Below are 19,128 nucleotides of genomic sequence, written 5' to 3' on the forward strand. Positions count from 1 at the left end.
CTGACGCGGGCGACCACGGCCCGGCCGGGCCCGGCCGCTCGCACGAGGCACCGGGCGCGCACAGGCCCGGGTGGCGGGCCACGACGCAAGGGGCCACCACGGCTTGGCCACCTATCGAGTGCCATCTGCGCCGCCCCCCACCCACGCCACCCCGGGCAGCCCCAGAGGACGGGCCTGCGCACTCGCACGCTTCTCCGCCATCGGGGGAGGCGTCTCCCGGACGCTGCGGGCTGAGCAACCACGGCCCCGCCGGGCCCGGCGGCCGGTACGGGGCACCAGGCGCTCGCAGAACCGGCTGGTGGGGCCACGGCCTGGCGACCCGCCAAGACACGCCGTAGGCGTGAGGTCAGGATTGACCCGACTCGTGCCCCTGCTTAGCGTCCCGGATGAAGGGCAGGAAGATCCCCACGTACCGCACGACCCCCATCAAGGGAGCCCCCGCATGAAGCTCGCCTTCTCCACTCTCGGCGTCCCCGGTATGCCCCTGTCCGACGTCGCCCGGCTCGCCGCCGGGGCCGGGTACCACGGCGTGGAGCTGCGCGCCCACCCCGAGGAGCCGGTGCACCCGGGGATCGGGGCGGACGAGCGCGCCCGGGCGGCGGCGGAGTTCCGGGACGCCGGGATCGAGATCCTCACCGTCGCCGGGTACGTGCGCGCCGCCCAGGCCGGGCCGGACGAGCCGGTGCTGGCCGGGCTGCGGGAGCTGCTGGAGCTCGCCCACGACCTGGGCGCCCGCCATGTCCGGGTCTTCCCCGGCGGCGGGGAGCAGAGCCCCGAGGAGGCCGACGCCACGGCCGCCCGGCGGCTCGCGGCGGCCGCGCCCCGCGCCGCCGACCTCGGCGTACGGCTGCTGCTGGAAACCCACGACTCGCATCGGACGGGCGCGGACGCGGCCCGGGTCCTCGGGCTGGTGGGCCATGGCAGCGTCGGGGCGATCTGGGATGTGATGCACACCTGGCTGGGCGGTGAGGACCCGGCCACCAGCTATCCGGCGCTCTTCCCGCATCTGGGCTACGTCCAGGTCAAGGACATCGCCTCGGCCGAGGACACCACCCCGCTGCCGCTGGGCGAGGGGGTGCTGCCGCTGACCGAGTGCGTGGAGCTGCTCAGCCGCGAGGGCTGGGACGGCTGGCTGTGCTGGGAGTACGAGAAGCGGTGGTACCCGCAGGCCCGGGAGTTCCCGGAGCTGCTGGCCCCGGGCCGGGAGCACCTCCTACGTCTGCTGACCGACGCGGTCTGACCACGCCGGGGCCCCGGCAGACCCCGGCTCGGGGCCGACCGACTCGGGGCCAACCGACTCGGAGCCGACCAGCTCGGAGCCGTCCAGCTCGGAGCCAACCGACTCGGAGCCAACCAGCTGGGAGCCGTCCAGCTCGGAGCCAACCGACTCGGAGCCAACCGACTCGGAGCCGACCAGCTCGGAGCCGTCCAACTCGGAGCCGTCCAGCTCCGGCAGAAGCGGCCCGGGGCGGCGGTCCGACCCGTTCGCCTCGGGGCGAGGTTCCGACCCGGCCGCCTCGGACCGGGGGCCCACCCCAGGCACCTCAGGTCGGCGGCCCGACCCGGGTACCTCGCGGCGGCGGTCCGACCCGGCCGCATCGGGTTGGGGGGCCACCCCAGGCACCTCAGGTCGGGGGCCCACCCCGGGCACCTCAGGCCGACGGCGCGCCCCGGGCACCTCAGGGCGGGCGCCCGCCCCAGACACCTCAGGGCGGAGGCCCACCCCAGACACCTCAGGGCGGAGGCCCGCCCCAGGCACCTCAGGCCGGGCGCCCGCCCCAGACACCTCAGGCCGACGGCGCGCCCCGCGCCGGAGGCGCGGTGGGCGCGGGAGCGAGGTCAGGGCCACGCCGCCCACCAGCAGCGCCGCCGCCAGCCAGCGCGGTGTGCTGATCCCCTCCCCCAGCGCCAGCGCCGCCGAGGACATCCCGAAGACGGGCACCAGCAGCGAGAAGGGGGCGACCGTCGAGGCGTCGTAGGTGCGCAGCAGCAAGCCCCAGACCCCGAAGCCGAAGACGGTGGTGACCCAGGCGACGTAGACGATGGCGCCCACTCCGGCCCAGTCGAGCCTGCTCAGCGCGTCGAGGTCGGGCCGCGCGCCCTCGAACATCAGCGAGAGCCCGAGCAGTGGCAGTACGGGCACCAGGCTCACCCACACCATGAAGTTCAGGGCGTCGGGCGGCGCCGCCTTGCGGGTGAGGACGTTGGAGACACCCCAGAACGCGGCCGCCGCGACGACGAGGACGAAGCCGATGAGCGGCCCCGAGGTGCCCTCGTCCACGGCGGCCACCGCGATCCCGGCGAGGGCGACCGCCATGCCCAGCAGCCGCCGCCGGCCGGGGCGTTCGCCGAGCACGACGGCCGCGAACAGCGCGGTGAACACCGCCTGGATCTGCAGCACCAGCGAGGACAGCCCGGCGGGCATCCCCTCGTGCATCCCGATGAACAGCAGCCCGAACTTGGCCACGCCCAGGGCCAGCCCCACCCCCAGGATCCATCGCCAGGCGACCTTCGGCGGGCCGACCAGGAAGACGGCGGGCAGCGCGGCCACCAGGAATCGCAGGGCGCAGAAGAGCAGGGGCGGGAAGTGGTCGAGGCCCACCTCGATGACCACGAAGTTGACCCCCCACAGGGCCGTGACCAGCACGGCGAGGGCTATGTGCACAGGTCGCATGGATCGAGGATCAGGTGCCGGGACCTTGTAGCACCAGCGCGGATGTCTTCATGCTTGGATGCAGGAACGGTTAAAGATGCGGGACCGGTCGACGACGCGGTACCGGCCAAAGGTGTGAGGGGGAGCGCCCATGCTCGATCTGGCCCGGCTGCGGGCGCTGCACGCGGTGTCCGTACACGGCTCGGTCAGCGCCGCCGCGACCGCGCTCGGCTACACCCCGTCCGCCGTATCGCAGCAGATCGCCAAGTTGGAGCGGGAGACCCGGACCGCCCTTCTGGAGCGGCAGGGCCGCGGCATCACGCTGACCGACGCGGCCCGCCATCTGGCCGCCACCGCCCAGCAGTTGCTCGCCATCGTCGAGGAGGCCGAGACCACCCTGGAGGAGCGGCGCGGACAGCCGACGGGCCGGCTGGTGATCGGCGCCTTCGCCTCGGCGGCGCGCGGGCTGATGCCCGTGGTGCTGGCCGCGCTCATGGCCGAGCACCCCTCCCTGGACGCCCGGCTGCTCGAAGTGGATCCGCATCTGTCGGTGGACCTGGTGGCGCAGGGGGTCATCGACCTGGCGGTGGCCCATGACTGGGACATCGCCCCGCTGCCCGCCCCGGAGGGGCAGGAACGGGCGGTCATCGGCGACGATCTGTGCGATCTGCTCGTCCCGGCCGGACATCCGCTGGCCGAGCAGGCCGCACGGCGGCCGCTGCGCCGTGAGGACCTGCCGGGCCGGCGGTGGATCTGCCAACCGCCCGGGTCGGTGTGCCACGACTGGCTGGTCCGTACGCTGCGCGCCTCGGGCCATGAGCCGGACCTGGCGTACCAGGCGGCCGAGAACCACACCCAGATCGCCCTGGTGGCGGCCGGTCTCGGCGTCGCCCTCATGCCCCGTCTGGGGCGCGGTCCGCTGCCGGACGGGGTGCTGGCGCTGCCCCTGGAGCCGGTCCCGGTACGGCGCCTGTACGCCCTGTGGCGCACCGGCGCGGCCCGCCGCCCCGCCATCACCGAGACGGTACGGCTGCTGGGCGGCCTCTGGCCGCGGCGCACGGTCTGAGCATTGGCTCAACTGGCTGTCCAGTGCCGCCACTTGAGGCTCGTATGTCCCTCCTCACCGATCCGCGCACCGCCCGCCCGGTGTGGAACCGGCGGGGGCCGCCACGCGTCGAAGCGGTGTGCTGATGGGGAGTCTCCGCATGGCGGTAATCGGCCTCGCCGCTGGCTGCGACGCTGGCCACCTCTCCGCCGCCCGCGGCCAGCAGCACCCCGCCGCCGACGCGACACCCCTCCCAGAGCGTCGGCGGCGCCCAAGGGGCACACCGAGGGGCATCCAAGAGGCACCCCAGGGGGCACGGTCCGCCTCTTACGGCGGCCGTCGGACGGGGAGCCGTCAGACGGGCAGCTCCGCCTCGATCAGGTCCGCGGCGCGGTCCGGTCCCCCCTCGGCGGCCATCCGCGCCTTCAGCGCGGCGCAGCGGGCGGCCACCTCGGGGTCGTCCACCAGGTCGAGCACCGCCTTGCGCAACGCCGACGCGGTGGCCTCCTCCTTGGGCAGATGGCGGCCGACCCCGAGCGCTTCGAGGGTGTCCGCGTTGCTGAACTGGTCGACGGCCTGCGGTACGGCGACCATCGGCACCCCGCAGGCCAGCCCCTCCTGGGCGCCGCCCGCCCCTGCGTGGGTGACGAAGGCGTCGGCCTTCCGCAGGATGCTCAACTGCGGTATCCAACTGTGCACTTCGGCATTGGCGGGGATCTCGCCGAGGTCGGCCCGGTCGACGAACTCGCCGATCTGCAGCACCACGTACCACCCCGGCAGGTCGCCGAACGCCGCGACGCACGCGCGGTAGAAACCGGGCTCCTTGGTCCAGGTCGAGCCGAGCGAGACCAGCAGGATCCGGTCGGTCTGGGCGGCCCGCTCCGGGCGGCGCCACTCCGCCACTTCGCGGCGGGCGCTCTGGCAGCCGCCGACGAAGCTGTAGACGGACGGGTCGACGCGGTCGGCGTTGGGCTGGAGCAGCTCGGGGATGAGGGCGACACAGCGGCTGGGGCGGCCGATGAGCCGGTCGGGGTCGGTACCGGCCAGTCCGTTGTCCTCCAGCCAGGCGCGGTAGCGCGCGTAGTAGGCCCGGCCGCGCTCCGAGCACCGAAGCTGCGCGTACATCGGCTCGAAGACCTCTTCGCGGTACCCGTCCCAGGGCACGAAGCTGGGCGCGAGCTCGACGGCGGACACGCCCCAGCGATGGGCGAGGACATGCGCCGGGTAGGCCGTGACGTCGTACATCACCAGATCCGGCTCATCGCCCTCGTAGGCCGCCAGATGCTGCGGAAGCGCCTGCTCCGCCTCGGCGAGAAACGGCTCGATGTAGTCGATCAGCTCGGAGCCTGTGGCGCCCGGCACATTCTCACCGTGGAGGACCGAGGTGTAGGTCTTCGGCTCGGCGCCGGTCTCGGCGACCTTCTCGGCGAACGACTCGGGGATGGCGTAGGTCACCCGGTGGCCGCGGGCCACCAGCTCGCGGATCACCTCCAGGCTCGGGTTGACGTGCCCGTGCGCCGCGATGCCGAACATGGCGATATGTGTGGGGGGCTTGGCACCCGTCGATGGGGTCATGAAAACGGAACCTAAGCGAGAACGGATGCCTCAAACAAATAATGCGCATACCCGATCGATACACTAGCGCCGGTTTTGCACGAGCACCAGATCCCTGTCTTTAACGAGTCTTTTCCTTTACGCTTCCGGGCCGTCAGGAAGTCCAACTCTCCTTGACCCGGTGGCGCTTTGTGTCCCAGCGTGTCCTGCACCACCTTCGGCCACCCCCTCCGAACGTCCCATGGAAGGAGTGCGGGTGCACACGACGACGTCTCGCCGCGCCCTGCTCACCGCCACTCTGGCCGCCGCCGCGGCCGGTGCCTGCAGTGCGCCGACGAACAGCTCCCCAGCGCCCGCGGCCCCCGCACGCCGCACCACCGCCGGTTCCGGCGGCCCTTCCGCGACGCCCTCACGAGCCACCGCACAGCCCGGCCGGGACCAGGAGCGCGACCGCCGGCGGATCGACGAGCTCATCGGCCGGATGACGCTGGACCAGAAGATCGGCCAGCTCTTCGTGATGCGGGTGTACGGCCATTCGGCCACCCACCCCGACCCCGCCGATGTAGCGGCCAACGTCAAGGACATCGGCGTCGACAACGCCGCCGAGCTGATCGCGAAGTACCACGTGGGCGGGGTGATGTACATCCGCTGGGCGCACAACATCCGCGACCCCCACCAGGTCGCCGCGCTCTCCAACGGCATCCAGAAGGCCGCGCTGGCGGCCTCCGTGCCCGTCCCCGTCCTGCTCTCCACCGACCAGGAGTACGGCACCGTCGCCCGGGTCGGCGCGCCCGCCACGCTGTTCCCGGGCGCCATGGCGCTCGGCGCGGGCGGCAGCGCGGCCGACGCCCGTACGGCCGCCCGCACCGCGGGGGCGGAGCTGGCCGCGCTCGGCATCCGGCAGGACTACGCCCCGATCGCGGACGTCAACGTCAACCCAGCCAATCCGGTGATCGGCGTGCGCTCCTTCGGGGCCGATCCGAAGGCCGTGGCGCGGCTGGTGGCGGCCCAGGTGGAGGGCTACCAGAGCGCCGGGGTCGCGGCCACCGCCAAGCACTTCCCCGGGCACGGCGACACCTCCGTGGACAGCCATGTCGGCCTGCCGCGGATCACCCACTCCCGCAAGGAGTGGGAGCGGCTGGACGCGCCGCCGTTCCGGGCCGCGATCGCGGCCGGGATCGACTCGATCATGACGGCGCATCTGCTCTTCCCCGCGCTCGACCCGGCCGACGACCCCGCCACGCTCTCCCGCCCCATCCTTACCGGTGTGCTCCGCGAGGAGCTGGGCTACGACGGGGTGGTGGTCACCGACTCGCTGGGCATGCAGGGGGTGCGGGAGAAGTACGGCGACGACCGGGTGCCGGTGCTCGCGCTCAAGGCGGGGGTGGACCAGTTGCTGAACCCGCCGAGCCTGTCCCGCGCCTTCGAGGGCGTGCGCAAGGCCGTGCGGGCGGGCGAGCTCGACGAGGACCGGATCGACCGCTCGCTGCGGCGCATCCTGGAACTCAAGGTGCGCCGGGGGCTGTTCGACGATCCGTACACCAGCGACCGCGCGGTCAACCGCACGGTGGGCACCCGGGAGCACCGTGCCACCGCCGACCGGATCGCCGAGCGCACCACCACGCTGATCACCAACCGTGGCGGGCTGCTGCCGCTGTCGCCGCGCCGCCGGCACGACCTGCTGGTGGTGGGGGTGGACGCCGCCGCGCCCTCGGGCACCGGCGGCCCGCCGACGGCCGTCCTGGCCCGCGCCCTGTCCGGCCTCGGCTTCAAGGCGGAGGCGCTGCCCACCGGCACCGGCGACTCGCCCGGCCCCTCGCCCGAGCGGATCGAGGCGGCGGTCGCGGCGGCGCGGGGGCGGGACGCGGTGATCGTGGCGACGTACGACATCGCGGCCGGGTCCGCCCAGCGCACCCTGGTCGCACGGCTGGTGGCTACCGGGGTGCCGGTGGTGCATCTGGCGCTGCGCGATCCGTACGACATCGCGCGGCTGGGCGGACGCGGCACGGAGCCCGGGGCGTCGCTGGCCACGTACTGCTGGACGGATGTGGAGCTGCGCGCCGCCGCCCGGGTGATCGCGGGGCGGGTCACCCCGCGCGGCAAACTGCCGGTCGCGGTGCGGCGCGCGGACGACCCGTCCCGGGAGCTGTACCCGATCGGGCACGGGCTGGGGTATTGAGCGTCGGTCAGATCACCGAGCGGATCGTGCCGCCGTCCACGCGGAGCGTGGCGCCGCTGACGTAGGCGCCGTACGGACCGGCCAGATAGGCGACGGCACCCGCGATCTCCTCGGGGCGGCCGAATCGGCCGATGTCGTTGGGCACGAAGTCGCGCGCGGCGTTGGGCTCGATCTCCTCCCAGGACTCGCCCCAGCCGTGCTCCGGCGCGAGATCGGTCACCAGCTCCTTCACCGAGTCGACGAGGATCGCCCCGGGAGAGACCACGTTGGACGTCACCCCGGTGTCCTTCAGCTCGCGCGCCAGCGAGACGGCGAGGTTGTGACGCGCCGCGAGCGTGGCGTTGTAGTGGGGTTGCTCGGACATCGGCTGCGAGGCGAGGCCGCCGCCGATCTGGATCACCCGGCCCCAGCCGCGCTCGCGCATCCCCGGCACCAGCCGCTGGATCATGCGTACGGCGGAGATCACGTTGATCTCGTACAACAGGGCCCACATGTCCGGGGTGGCCTCGGCCCAGCGGTGCGGGTGGCCGTACGCACCGGCGTTGTTGACCAGGATGTCGGCCGCACCGGCGACAGCGGCCACCGCGTCGGCGCCCTGGTCCGTGGCGAGGTCGCCGACCGCCACGGCGGCCGCGCCGATCTCCTCCGCCACCCCGTGGGTCCGGGCCTCGTCCCGGCCGTGCACCACGACATCGGCGCCCTCGGCGGCGAGCAGCCGGGCGATCGCCGCGCCTAGCCCGGAGCTGGAACCGGTCACGAGGGCCCGGCGGCCCGTCAGCTTCAGGTCCATCGTGGCGTCCTTCGATCATGTCCACGGATACGGAGACGGATACGGAGACGGATACGGAGACGGATACGGAGACGGATGGAGACATGATCCAGTTTGCCCGCGAAGAGGGTGCCCGCCGGGGCGGACACCCTCTTCGCCCACGAATGGGCTCGCTTACGGCCGCAAGGCCGGTTCGCGCTCGACCTCGCGGCGGTCCAGCTTGGCGTCATGCCGGGCGAGCGGCTCGCTGGTCGGGCTGACGCCCGCCCACCGCTGCACCTCCGCCGTGGCCTCGGCCTTCTCCTCGCCCGTGAGCTGGGCGATGCTGGAGCCGTGGTTGCCACCGGCGACCGTGTAGACGTGAGAGTCCTTGGCGCCCTTGCCGACCCGGAAGCGCTCGGCGCCCCACGGGTCGTTCTGGCCGTAGACGAAGAGCATCCGCCGTGCGTCATGCCGCACCCAGTTGTCGACGTCCCGCATCACGCCCTGCTTGAACCGCATCGGGATGTCGCGCGGCACGTAGTTGCGCGGGGCGTAGATGCCGGGGTAGCGCAGCAGCCCGTCCAGGTGCGGGGTCTCGAAGGTGGGCGAGCCGAGCTCGGTGCCCGCCTGGTAGTAGTACGGCGTGTAGGTTTCCAGGCCCTGGTCGGTGTAGGCGGAGAAGCCCGAGATCTCGTCGATGAAGCCGTACAGCTCGTCGGTCGACGCGGTCGGGGCGGGGACGTCCGCGCAGTCCTTCAGCAGGTGGTACTGCCAGAAGGTCCACACCAGGTCCAGGACGACGTTCTCGTACGCCTTGTCGGCGCTGCCGACGACGGTGAAGGTCTGCTTCTCGTCGTCCGCCCACTTCTGGTAGCGCCGCACGATCTCGTCGCGCCGCACCAGCGCCTCGCGCTGCACCGCGTTGAGCTTGGTGCGGCATTCGGCCGTGCCGACGCCCGCGAAGAAGCGGTCGTAGGAGGAGTCCTCGTTGTTGGCCACGTCGTTGGGCGCGACATACGCGACGGTGCCGTCCATGTCGTGCGGGTAGAAGCGGCGGTAGTAGGTGGCCGTCATACCGCCCTTGCTGCCGCCGGTGGCCAGCCACTTCTTGCCGTAGATGGGCTTCAGGGCCCGGTAGAGGCGGTGCTGGTCGCCGGCGGCCTGCCGGATGTCCAGCTTGGACCAGTCGGCGGGCTGGGGCCGGGAGGGAGTGAAGAAACGGTACTCCATGGACACCTGGTTGCCGTCCACCAGTTGCGTCGGCTCACTGCGGCGCGGTGCGGTGGTGACGTTGTAGCCCGAGGTGTAGAAGACCGTGGGCCGGTCGGTGGCCTTGTGCAGCAGGGTGAACCGCTGCGGATAGGTGCCCTTGGAGGGATGCCGGTGGTCCACCGGCTGGGCGTAGGTGAAGACGAGGAAGCGATAGCCCTCGTAGGGCTGCTCCGCCACGAAACGCATCCCGGGAATCGCCAGGACACGCTCCTTGATATCCGGCTGAGCGGGGGCGGCCGGCTCCGCGGACGCGCCTCCGGCGCCCGCACCGACCGCCCCCATCAGTATCGCGAGCGCCAACAGCCATCTGAGCATCTTGCGCATGCGCCCTCCCCTTGTTGCCGTGATGACCCTTACGGCCCGAGAATTCCCACAGGCCGCCGAGAACCTATCCGGGCACACACTCGGGTCGCCAGAGGTCGTCGTTCCTCCAACACGACGCCGAATACGGAGAGTTGTTACCGTCGCCCTCTTTCGTAGCGGGCTGTGATGGCTCATGCTGCCTGTATGGACCGAGACGAACGGCACGACCGGAGTGAACGGGCCGAGCGGCTGACGCGGTATCTGAACGAATTGCAGGAACGAATCGACCCCCGCTCGCTCGAGCTGCTGATGCGGCTGCTGCGCGAGTTGAGCACCTCACCGGCCGTCCGCGGGGGGACGTACGAGCTCGGTATGGGGCCGGAGGAGAAAGAGCTGTTCACCCCCGCCCTCCAGGCCGAGCTGCTGGTGCTGTTCGGCCTGCTCACTTCCCAGGACGAGCGGGTGGTGGTCGACCTCGGCGACACCCCGCACGCCAAGGGCATGAAGGTGCTGGTGCCTCAGGAGCGGGCGGGGGACCCCGATTTCCTGCACCGCCACAAGCAGCGGGTGGCGGCCGAGGCGGAGCAGCGGGAGCAGGACCGGCGGGAGGTGGAGGCCATAGCGAGGGCCAGCGGCATGGAACCGTGACGTTACCGTACGTAACAGCGGGCGAACGCTGAGCGTCACCGCCGTACGGCGGATGACCGGTGCACACCCCACCGCACCACCCACACCGCCCCCGCGACGCGGGCCCATCCGGCGCGCTGCCACGCGACGAAGGGCCCACGCGACGGCGGGGCCACCGGCGAGCTCCCGCCGGGCTCCACGTGGCGCTCTCAGCGGATCGCCGTAAGCCGGCCGCGGCTCAGGAGGCCCTGAAGGGCGCGGGGCTGTGTCGATGTGCGGCACCGCCGCGTGGGCACGACCGGCCACGACGGCGCCGCAGACGGTCGACGCCGGGTCGGGGCACTTCCAGCGGCGCGCTCAGACGGCCGCGGGGGCCGTCTCGCCCATGAACGTGCGCCACAGCGCGGCGTACCGGCCGCCCCGCGCCACCAGCTCCTCATGAGTGCCGTCCTCGACGACCCGGCCATGGTCCAGGACCACCACCCGGTCCGCACGAGCGGCGGTGGTCAGCCGGTGCGCGACGACCAGCGTGGTGCGCCGTCCCGTCAGGCGGTCCGTGGCCTGGTTGACCAGGGCCTCGGTGGCCAGATCGAGCGCGGCCGTGGCCTCGTCGAGCAGCAGGATGTCCGGGTTCACCAGCTCGGCGCGCGCCAGCGCGATCAACTGCCGCTGCCCGCCGGAGAGATTGCGCCCGCGCTCGGAGACCTCGTGCAGATAGCCACCGTCGAGCGACGCCACCATGGCATGGGCGCCGACCGCCCGCGCGGCCGCCTCCACCTCCGCGTCGCTCGCGCCGGGCCGTCCGTAGGCGATGGCGTCGCGCACCGTCCCGGGGAAGAGATACGGCTCCTGCGGGACCACCCCGAGGTGGCCGCGGTACCCGGTGAGGTCGAGCTCGCGCAGATCCGCGCCGTCCACCCGCACCGCGCCCCCGGTCGGGTCGTAGAACCGGGCCACCAGCTTGACCAGGGTGGACTTACCGGCCCCGGTCTCCCCGACGAACGCCACGGTCTGCCCCGCGGGGATCGTGAGCGAGATGCCCGCCAGCGCCTCCTCGTCGTCCCCGTACCGGAACCGCACATCGTCGAAGGCGATCTCGCCGCGCGTGGTGCGCACCTCGCGCGGATCGTCGGCGACCGGTGTGGTGGTGGGCTCGCGCAGCAGCTCCTGGATGCGGCCCAGGGACACCGATGCCTGCTGATAGCCGTCGAAGACCTGGGAGAGCTGCTGGACGGGGGCGAAGAACAGGTCGATGTAGAGGAGATAGGCCACCAGCGCGCCGGCCGACAGCGTGTTGTCCCCGACCCGCCCGGCGCCCACGATGAGCACCAGCGCGGAGGCCACGGACGACAGCAGTTGCACGAACGGGAAGTACACCGAGATCAGCCGCTGACCGCGCAACCGCGCCTGGCGGTAGGCGTCGCTGCGCGCCGCGAACCGCTCCCGGCCGGACCGCTCGCGCCGGAACGCCTGCACGATCCGCAGCCCCGCCACGCTCTCCTGCAGATCCGCGTTGACCACGCTCACGCGCTCGCGGGCCAGTTCGTACGCCTTGACGCTGAGGCGCCGGAAGACGATGGTGCCGATGATGAGCGGCGGGAGGGTCAGGAAGACCACCAGCGCGAGGCCCACGTCGATGATGAGCAGCGCGACCAGGATGCCGAAGAAGGTCAGCAGACTGACGACGGCGGTGACCAGGCCGGTCTGGAGGAACGTGGACAGCGCGTCGACGTCGGTGGTCATCCGCGTCATGATCTTGCCGCTCAGCTCGCGCTCGTAGTAGTCGAGGCCGAGCCGCTGCAGTTGCGCGAAGATCTTGACGCGCAGTGCGTAGAGCACCCGTTCACCGGTCCGCCCGGTCATCCGCGTCTCGCCGATCTGGGCGGCCCACTGCACGAGGACGACGAGGAGCGCGAGCCCGGAGGCGGCCCACACCGCCCCGAGCGCGAGCCGCTGGACGCCCTGGTCGATCCCGTGCCGGATGAGCACGGGCAGCAGCAGCCCGGCGACCGCGTCCACGGCGACGAGCAGCAGCGCGACCGCCAGCGGCGCCCCGAAGCCGCGCAGCAGCAGCCGCAGCCCGTAGGTCTCCTCGGGGCGGGTGGCCTGCTCCTCGTCGATATCGGGGGTGTCGGTGGCGGGCGGCAGGGCGGCGACCTTGGCGAGCAGCTCGGGGGTGGCGGGCATCCCGGACAGCGCCCCGGCGATCCCGGGCCCGGCCACGGCCGCGGCTCCCGGTCCCGCTCCCGTGTCGTCCTTACGGCCGTCACCATCGGGCCGCACCCATAGCTCCGGGGTCACCCCGCCGGGCCGGGGGCAGCCGTCGGCGTGCTCGGGGTCGTCCCCGCCGCGCGGCCGGCCCCGCCCGTTACCGCCGTCCGACCGTGCCCACGGCTCGGTCGCCACCCCGTCGCGAGCCGTCTCACCGGCGGCATGCCCGGGATCGTCGCCACCACGCGCCTGTAGGCCCACCGCCAGGCACGGGCACTCCTCGCCGCCATGCGCCGCGCCGTCGCCGTCCGCGGACGGCCCGCCGTCGATACCCGGCTCGGCCAACCCCGTCGCGGCGGACTCCCCGCCGAACGCCCCGGCGAGGCCCACCGCGTGCGCGGAGGCGTCGCCGCCGCGCGGCTCGGCATGGGCCGGGGCCGGGCCGTCGCCGCCTGGGGCGGCGACGGCCTCGGACCCGTCCGCCAGCAGCCGCCGGTACACGGCGCTGCGCGCCCGCAGCTCCTCGTCGGTGCCCACGTCCACGACCCGGCCCCGGTCCAGGACCGCGATGCGGTCGGCGAGGGCGAGCGTGGAGGGGCGGTGGGCGATCAGCAGGGTCGTACGGCCCGCCATGACGCCCCGGAGCGCCTCGTGGATCTCGTGCTCGACGCGCGCGTCCACCGCCGAGGTCGCGTCGTCGAGGACGAGCAGCCGGGGGTCGGTGAGGATCGCGCGGGCCAGGGCCAGCCGCTGGCGCTGGCCGCCGGAGAGGGTCAGCCCCTGCTCGCCGACCTCGGTGTCATAGCCGTTCGGCAGTGCGGAGATGAAGCCGTCGGCCTGGGCGGCGCGGGCGGCGGCCCGGATCCGCTCCTCGCTCGCGTCGGGCCGCCCGTAGGCGAGGTTGGCGCGCACGGTGTCGGAGAAGAGGAAGCTGTCCTCCGGCACCATCCCGACCGCCCCGCGCAGCGAGTCGTACGTCAGCTCCCGCACATCGTGGCCGCCGATCCGCACCGCGCCCGACGACACGTCGTAGAAGCGCGGCAGCAGCATGGACAGCGTCGACTTGCCGCTTCCGGAGGCGCCCACGACGGCCAGGGTCTCGCCCGGTTCGATCCGCAGGGACACCTCGGAGAGCACCGGGCGCTCGGGGTCGTAGCCGAAGCTCACCCGGTCGAACTCGACCGTCGCGGGGGCGTCCTCGGGAAGCTCCCGGGCGCCGGGGCGCTCGTCGATGACCGGCTCGGTGTCGATGAGCTCGAAGACCCGCTCGACCCCGGCCCGCGCCTGCTGCCCGATGGTCAGGATCATCGTGAGCATCCGCACCGGGCCCACGAGCTGGGCGAGATACGTCGAGAAGGCCACGAAGGTGCCGAGGGTGATCTGGCCGCGGGTGGCCATCCAGCCGCCGAGCGCCAGCATGGCCACCTGGCCGAGGGCGGGGACGGCCTGGAGGGCGGGGGCGTAGCGGGAGTTCAGCCGTACGGTCCGCAGCCGGGCGGCGAACAGCCGGCGGCCGACCGCCCGCAGCTTGTCGGTCTCCTGCGCCTCCTGCCCGAACCCCTTGACCACCCGGACACCGGTCACGGCCCCGTCGACGACACCCGCGACGGCGGCCGCCTGCCCCTGGGCGTACCAGGTGGCCGGGAAGAGCCGGATGCGGCTGCGCGAGGCGAGGATCCACAGGGCGGGGGCGACGGCGAGGGCGACGACGGTGAGCAGCGGTGACAGCGTCGCCATCACGACGAGCGAGACCAGGAAGAGGAGGACGTTGCCGATCATCATCGGCACCATGAAGAGCAGGCCCTGGATGAGCTGGAGGTCGCTGGTGGCCCGGCCGATGATCTGGCCGGTGGAGAGGTTGTCCTGCCGTCGGCCGTCGAAGCGGGCGATGGACGCGTACATCTCGGTGCGCAGGGCGTGCTGGACGTCGAGGGCGAGCCGTCCGCCGTAGAAGCGGCGGATGTAGGTGAGGACGTAGACCACGAGGGCGGCGACGATCAGCAGGGTGGCCCAGGGGGCGAGGGACCGGTCGTGCTGGACGATCACATCGTCGATGATCAGCTTCGGCACCAGCGGGACGAGCGCCATGACGGCCATTCCGGCGAGCGAGGCACCCAGGGCGAGCAGCACATCCTTGCGGTACAGCCAGCTATAGCCGAACAGCCGCCTTACCCAGCCCTGCCCGGTATCCGACCCGTCCACATCCGGTCCGCCCGTATCCTTTTTGCCCGTTTCATCCGTTATGTCCGTCCCTACGCCCGCCACCCGTTGACCTCCCGATCCGCACACGCTTCCGGACAGAACCAACACACTGATGTGCGGATTTCATCCTTCAGCAACAATCGGACCGGGTCACCTCCGGCCGGGCCGCCGCCTCGGCCCGCTCCGCCCCGCCCGGATACGCGTTCGCGGAATCGCCCAAAAGCGGACTGTTCAATACCGGACCGTTCATCAAACACTTAGCGGTGCCGTCTAAGGTCGCGTCCACCGAAAAGCTCACCACCGTACGGCGAAAGGGTGATGATCGTGACGGGACTCCAGATCGACGACATCCCGCCCGCGGAGCGATTCGCGGCCTGGCGCGCCCTGTGCGAGCTGACGGCGATACCGATGGAGCTCCGCAGCGACCATGAGCACGACTTCCGCGCGAGCGTACGGGGCGGAGTGAGCCTCGGCGAGGTGATGCTGACCTCCACCTCCGTACCGTCACTGCGGAACGAGCGGACGGCGGCCCATATCCGCCGCTCCGACCCGGAGCTCTACCATCTGCGGCTCACCCTGCGCGGTGAGAGCGATGTGCGCCACGGGGACACCGAAGCCACGGTCGGCGCCCGGCAGCTCATGCTCACCTCGACCTCCACGCCGTATCTGGCGGTGTGCGAGCGCGGCAGGGTCGACGGGATGACGATCACCCTCGACCCCTCGCTGCTGCCGTTCCCGGCGGCCGAGCTCAACCGGCTGCTCGGGCAGCGGCTGTCCGGGCGCTCCGGGATCGGGGCCATGCTCGCCGACTTCCTCATCCGGCTGGCCGCCGAATCCGACCGCTACGGCCCGGCCGACGCACCGCGCCTCGGCACCGTCGCCGTCGATCTGCTCAACGCGCTGCTCGCGCATGAGCTGGACGCCGGTGCCGAGGCGCGCGCCGAGAACCGGCTCACCCCCGAGAGCCGTCGGCGCACCCTGCGGTTACGCATCGAGGAATTCGTCCGGCAGAACCTGCACAGCCCGGGGCTCACCCCGGCGTCGATCGCCGCGGCCCATCACATCTCGCTCCGGTACCTCTACCGCCTCTTCGAGGAGCAGGGGCACCCGGTCTCCGCGTGGATCCGCGCCCAGCGCCTGGAACGCTGCCGCCGCGACCTCGCCGATCCCGCCCTGGGCGACACCCCCATCCATGTCATCGCCGCCCGCTGGGGTTTCAGCCACGCCGCGGACTTCAGCCGTGCCTTCCGCGGCGCCTATGGCGTGCCCCCACGGGACTTCCGCCATACGGCGCTGTGGACGAACAGGTGAGCGGGGCTCCCCCCGTGGTAACCCTGCTCACCCGTCACTGATCAGCATGGGCCCGGCGGGGCCGGGATGTCGTTGGCCTGCTGTGCACAGTGCCTTGATGCTCTGTGCACGGACCGCACTATCCCGCCTGCCAGGCCGTCACTTGGCCCGGGTCACCCGCAACTCCTCGATGCCTGCGCGCTTCTTGTCGTCCGCCGAGCGCAGGGTGACGCGGACGTAGCGGGCCGGGCCGCTCGTCCCCTCACGCCAGTGGCGGCCGTCGAGCGAGGTCCGCACCTCATGGGAGGCGGGCCGGGTGCGGGTCCACTCCGGGCTGACCTTCGCCAGGCGCACCGTGCGACCGAGGTCGGCCGTGAGCGTGCCCTGGGCCGCGTCGGGGACCCAGGCGGTGGCCGCGTTGCCGTCCACGGCGGCGCCCGCGTACATCCCGGGCTCCTCCGTGCTCGCCGTCGCCTTTCCGCAGCGCGCGACGTTGTCGGTCGGCTCGAGGTCGGGGCGGCGGGTCTTGAGCACCGCGGGCGCGCCCCGGCTCACGAGCTGGGCTCCGCCCCGCGGGGTCTCGATCCGCATCGGCGCGCCTCCGGTCAGCCTTACGGTCGTCTGGTGCGGGCCGATGGCGACGTCGTAGGTGCGGCCCCGCCAGCGCAGCCCCCGCAGGGTGACGCCGTCGTGGAGCTGCGGCGGCAGCGTCGGGTCGAGCCGCACGCCGTCCTCGCCCATCCGCAGCCCGGTCAGACCGTGGGTGAAGACCTGCAGAAAGCCGCCCTTACCGGTGAGGAAGTCATGCGCCGGGGAGCCGGACAGGGGGTCCTGCGCGCCCGCCTTCTCGCCCCGCGCCTCCGAGAACGTGTCGAAGGGGCCGCGCACGAACGGCTTGATGGAGCGCTGGAGGTAGGTGTACGTGGAGCAGCCGGGCTCGCCGATGGCGGCGGCGTCGATGGCGTGCACCGAGTCCGTCATGGCCGGGCCGTCCGGGTCGGTGCGGGCCGCGTAGTAGTCGAGGGTCTTGGCCGCCGACGTGCCGGACATCGGCCACTCCAGCGGATACATCAGCAGTACGGTGTCCGCCTGCTTGATGGTCGAGCCCTTATAGCCGTCGTACTGCTGGAAAACCTGCTTCTTCTTGTCGTACGGAATCCGCAGCTTGTCCGCGATCCGGGTCCAGGAGGCGGGCGCCTCACGGCCGAGGACGCGGGCGGCGCGGGCGGCGTCGCGCAGGGCGGTGGCGGCTCCGGCGTTGGTGAAGACACCGTCGTCGACGCCGTTGCTGTACTCGTCGGGACCGGCCACGTTCTTGATCGAGTAGCTGCCGTCGGTGTTGTGCGTGACGCGTCCGGCCCAGAACTCGGCGATCCCCTTGAGCACCGGCCAGCCGCGTCCGCGCAGCCACCGGGTGTCGCCCGTCGCCTCGTAGTACTGCCAGGCCGCCACGGCGATATCGCTCTGGAGGTGGTTCTGGGTGCGGCAGTGCGGCGGGTCCCAGCTATGGCATTCGGTCCACAGCCCGCCCTTGCTCGCACTGGTCCAGGGATAGAACAGGCCGGCGTAGCCCAGCTTGCGGGCGTTGGCGCGGGCGCCCGCACGGGTCTTGTAGCGGTACTCCACCACCGACTTGGCGAGTTCGGGATGGGTGGCGAGCAGCCCGGGGTACATCCAGGTCTCGGCGTCCCAGAAGATCAGCCCGCCGTAGTTGTCACTGCTCAGCCCGGTCGGCGAGATGCTGTTCCGGGAGCCGGCGCGGGTGGCGGACAGCAGTCCGTACTGCGTCGAGCGCACCCAGTCCTGGAGGTCGTTCCGGCCGCGCCCGGCCACCTCGATATCCGAGCGCCACAGCCGCCGCCAGGCCGCGCTGTGCGCGGCGAACAGCCCGTCCCAGCCCTGGTCCGCCGCGCGGCGGGAGGCGGCGCGGGCATCGGCGCGCGGGGTGCGGGAGGTCAGCGCGGTGTCCACGCCCACGTACTTGGTGAACTCGTAGGAACGGCCCGGGCGGACGGGGAAGCGGAGGGCCTGGCGCGCGGACAGCTTCCGCGCGGCCTCCGATCCCTCCGGCCCCTCCGTCGTCGCCTTGCCCGCCCGGACCCCCGGGCCCGGCCGCAGCGTGGAGGCCACGGCTCCGTCGGTCTTCGTGCCGTCCGTACGGAAGCCGACATCGACCGTGCCGCCCTTATGGGCGCCACCGCTGGTCCCGCTCATCCGCCGCGCACCGCGTCCGTCGAGGAGATCGGTGACGGTCGCGTCCCCGCCCCAGTGCGGGGTCATCCGCATCCTTACGGCGCCCACGTGCGCGTTGGCGCGGTCGGCGACGATGTCATAGGTGAGGTCGGTGGCGCGCCCGTCGGACGCGGTCCAGGTGAGCGAGGTCCGCACCAGCCCGCAGCGCATGAAGACCGTCTGCCGGTAGTGGGAGATCCGCCCGGCGGACGTCTGGGAGCCGAAGGTCTCCGAACCCGCGCCCCCGGTGGCCACGTTCAGCGTGGACCATGTGGGGATGGCCGCGGCGACCTGCCGGTTCTCGGTGGTCTTCGCGTTGTGCGCGTAGAGACCCGAGACGAACGCGCCGTCGTAGCGGGGGGTGAACAGCGGCCAGCCGGTCTTGTCGCCCCCTCCGGAGTAGCCGGTCCCCTGGGGCGGCACCCGCTGCCCGAGATAGCCGTTGCCCACATACGCGTGGGAGCTGTCCTGGGGATCGATACGGCCGGACGAGAGCGCCCAGCCGTCGGACGGCCCGCGCGTGCAGTCCCCGCCGGCGGTGGCGTCGGCCGCCGCGGTGGGGTCGGGTTCGGGAGCGGCCGACGCCGGGGGCACGGCGGCGATCAGCCCGCAGACGAGGAGCGGGGCGAGCAGCCGGGCAGGCCGGGGCAGCCGGAGGGGGGAGTACGTCATTGTTCTCCGTCGTGGTGGGCCGGTGACGGTCCCGGTGACGATAAAGAGGTGAACACGACAGGTCAATGGATCGCGTGATGTCTTCAATATCTGAACGAGAGTTCGGATGAGAAAACAAGATCAATAGGCGTGCCGGG

The 19,128-nt window shown here is 72.4% G+C and carries 10 protein-coding genes and 1 pseudogene; 5 read left to right on the forward strand and 6 right to left on the reverse strand.

Annotation, left to right across the window (positions count from 1 at the left end):
- Window positions 1-442: 442 nt before the first annotated feature.
- A complete protein-coding gene (locus STRVI_RS37895; protein ID WP_014060856.1) occupies window positions 443-1,240 on the forward strand; it encodes a sugar phosphate isomerase/epimerase family protein in 798 nt (265 codons plus the stop codon).
- 576 nt (window positions 1,241-1,816) lie between these two features.
- Here STRVI_RS37895 and STRVI_RS37900 read toward each other — a convergent pair.
- Window positions 1,817-2,674: pseudogene (locus STRVI_RS37900) on the reverse strand (EamA family transporter); the annotation flags it as partial.
- 130 nt (window positions 2,675-2,804) lie between these two features.
- Here STRVI_RS37900 and STRVI_RS37905 point away from each other — a divergent pair.
- Window positions 2,805-3,719, forward strand: coding sequence for a LysR family transcriptional regulator (locus tag STRVI_RS37905; RefSeq protein WP_014060858.1), 915 nt, complete (start codon window positions 2,805-2,807; stop codon window positions 3,717-3,719).
- A gap of 333 nt (window positions 3,720-4,052) precedes the next feature.
- On the opposite strand, the gene STRVI_RS37910 is transcribed toward STRVI_RS37905, so the two are convergent.
- Window positions 4,053-5,273: a macrolide family glycosyltransferase gene (locus STRVI_RS37910; protein WP_014060859.1), complete on the reverse strand. Its 1,221-nt coding sequence runs from the start codon at window positions 5,271-5,273 to the stop codon at window positions 4,053-4,055.
- A gap of 235 nt (window positions 5,274-5,508) precedes the next feature.
- Between STRVI_RS37910 and STRVI_RS37915 the strand changes: the two genes are divergently transcribed.
- Window positions 5,509-7,431 (forward strand): glycoside hydrolase family 3 protein, encoded by a 1,923-nt coding sequence (locus tag STRVI_RS37915; RefSeq protein WP_014060860.1) that lies wholly within the window; start codon window positions 5,509-5,511, stop codon window positions 7,429-7,431.
- Window positions 7,432-7,438: 7 nt separating this feature from the next.
- Here the strand turns inward: STRVI_RS37915 and STRVI_RS37920 are convergent, their stop codons facing one another.
- Together STRVI_RS37920 and STRVI_RS37925 are read right to left on the reverse strand one after the other, a co-directional pair.
- Entirely contained in the window at window positions 7,439-8,221 is a 783-nt protein-coding gene (locus STRVI_RS37920; RefSeq protein ID WP_014060861.1) for an SDR family NAD(P)-dependent oxidoreductase, read from the reverse strand.
- A 153-nt stretch (window positions 8,222-8,374) separates the two neighbouring features.
- On the reverse strand, window positions 8,375-9,778 hold the full coding sequence (locus STRVI_RS37925; RefSeq protein ID WP_014060862.1) for a S28 family serine protease: 1,404 nt from the start codon (window positions 9,776-9,778) through the stop codon (window positions 8,375-8,377).
- Window positions 9,779-9,961: 183 nt separating this feature from the next.
- Between STRVI_RS37925 and STRVI_RS37930 the strand changes: the two genes are divergently transcribed.
- Window positions 9,962-10,405 carry a hypothetical protein gene (locus tag STRVI_RS37930; RefSeq protein ID WP_014060863.1) on the forward strand — a complete coding sequence of 148 codons (444 nt, stop codon included), beginning with the start codon at window positions 9,962-9,964 and terminating at the stop codon, window positions 10,403-10,405.
- Between the two features lie 336 nt (window positions 10,406-10,741).
- Here the strand turns inward: STRVI_RS37930 and STRVI_RS37935 are convergent, their stop codons facing one another.
- Window positions 10,742-14,797: an ABC transporter transmembrane domain-containing protein gene (locus tag STRVI_RS37935; protein ID WP_043237175.1), complete on the reverse strand. Its 4,056-nt coding sequence runs from the start codon at window positions 14,795-14,797 to the stop codon at window positions 10,742-10,744.
- Between the two features lie 318 nt (window positions 14,798-15,115).
- On the opposite strand from STRVI_RS37935, the gene STRVI_RS37940 reads away from it, so the two are divergent.
- On the forward strand, window positions 15,116-16,108 hold the full coding sequence (locus STRVI_RS37940) for a helix-turn-helix domain-containing protein (RefSeq protein ID WP_014060865.1): 993 nt from the start codon (window positions 15,116-15,118) through the stop codon (window positions 16,106-16,108).
- A gap of 138 nt (window positions 16,109-16,246) precedes the next feature.
- On the opposite strand, the gene STRVI_RS37945 is transcribed toward STRVI_RS37940, so the two are convergent.
- Complete coding sequence (locus tag STRVI_RS37945; protein WP_014060866.1) at window positions 16,247-18,991, reverse strand: discoidin domain-containing protein; 2,745 nt, start codon at window positions 18,989-18,991, stop codon at window positions 16,247-16,249.
- Between the last annotated feature and the right edge of the window lie 137 nt (window positions 18,992-19,128).

This window comes from Streptomyces violaceusniger Tu 4113 (genome assembly GCF_000147815.2).
In the GTDB taxonomy this organism is placed as follows: Bacteria; Actinomycetota; Actinomycetes; order Streptomycetales; family Streptomycetaceae; genus Streptomyces; species Streptomyces violaceusniger_A.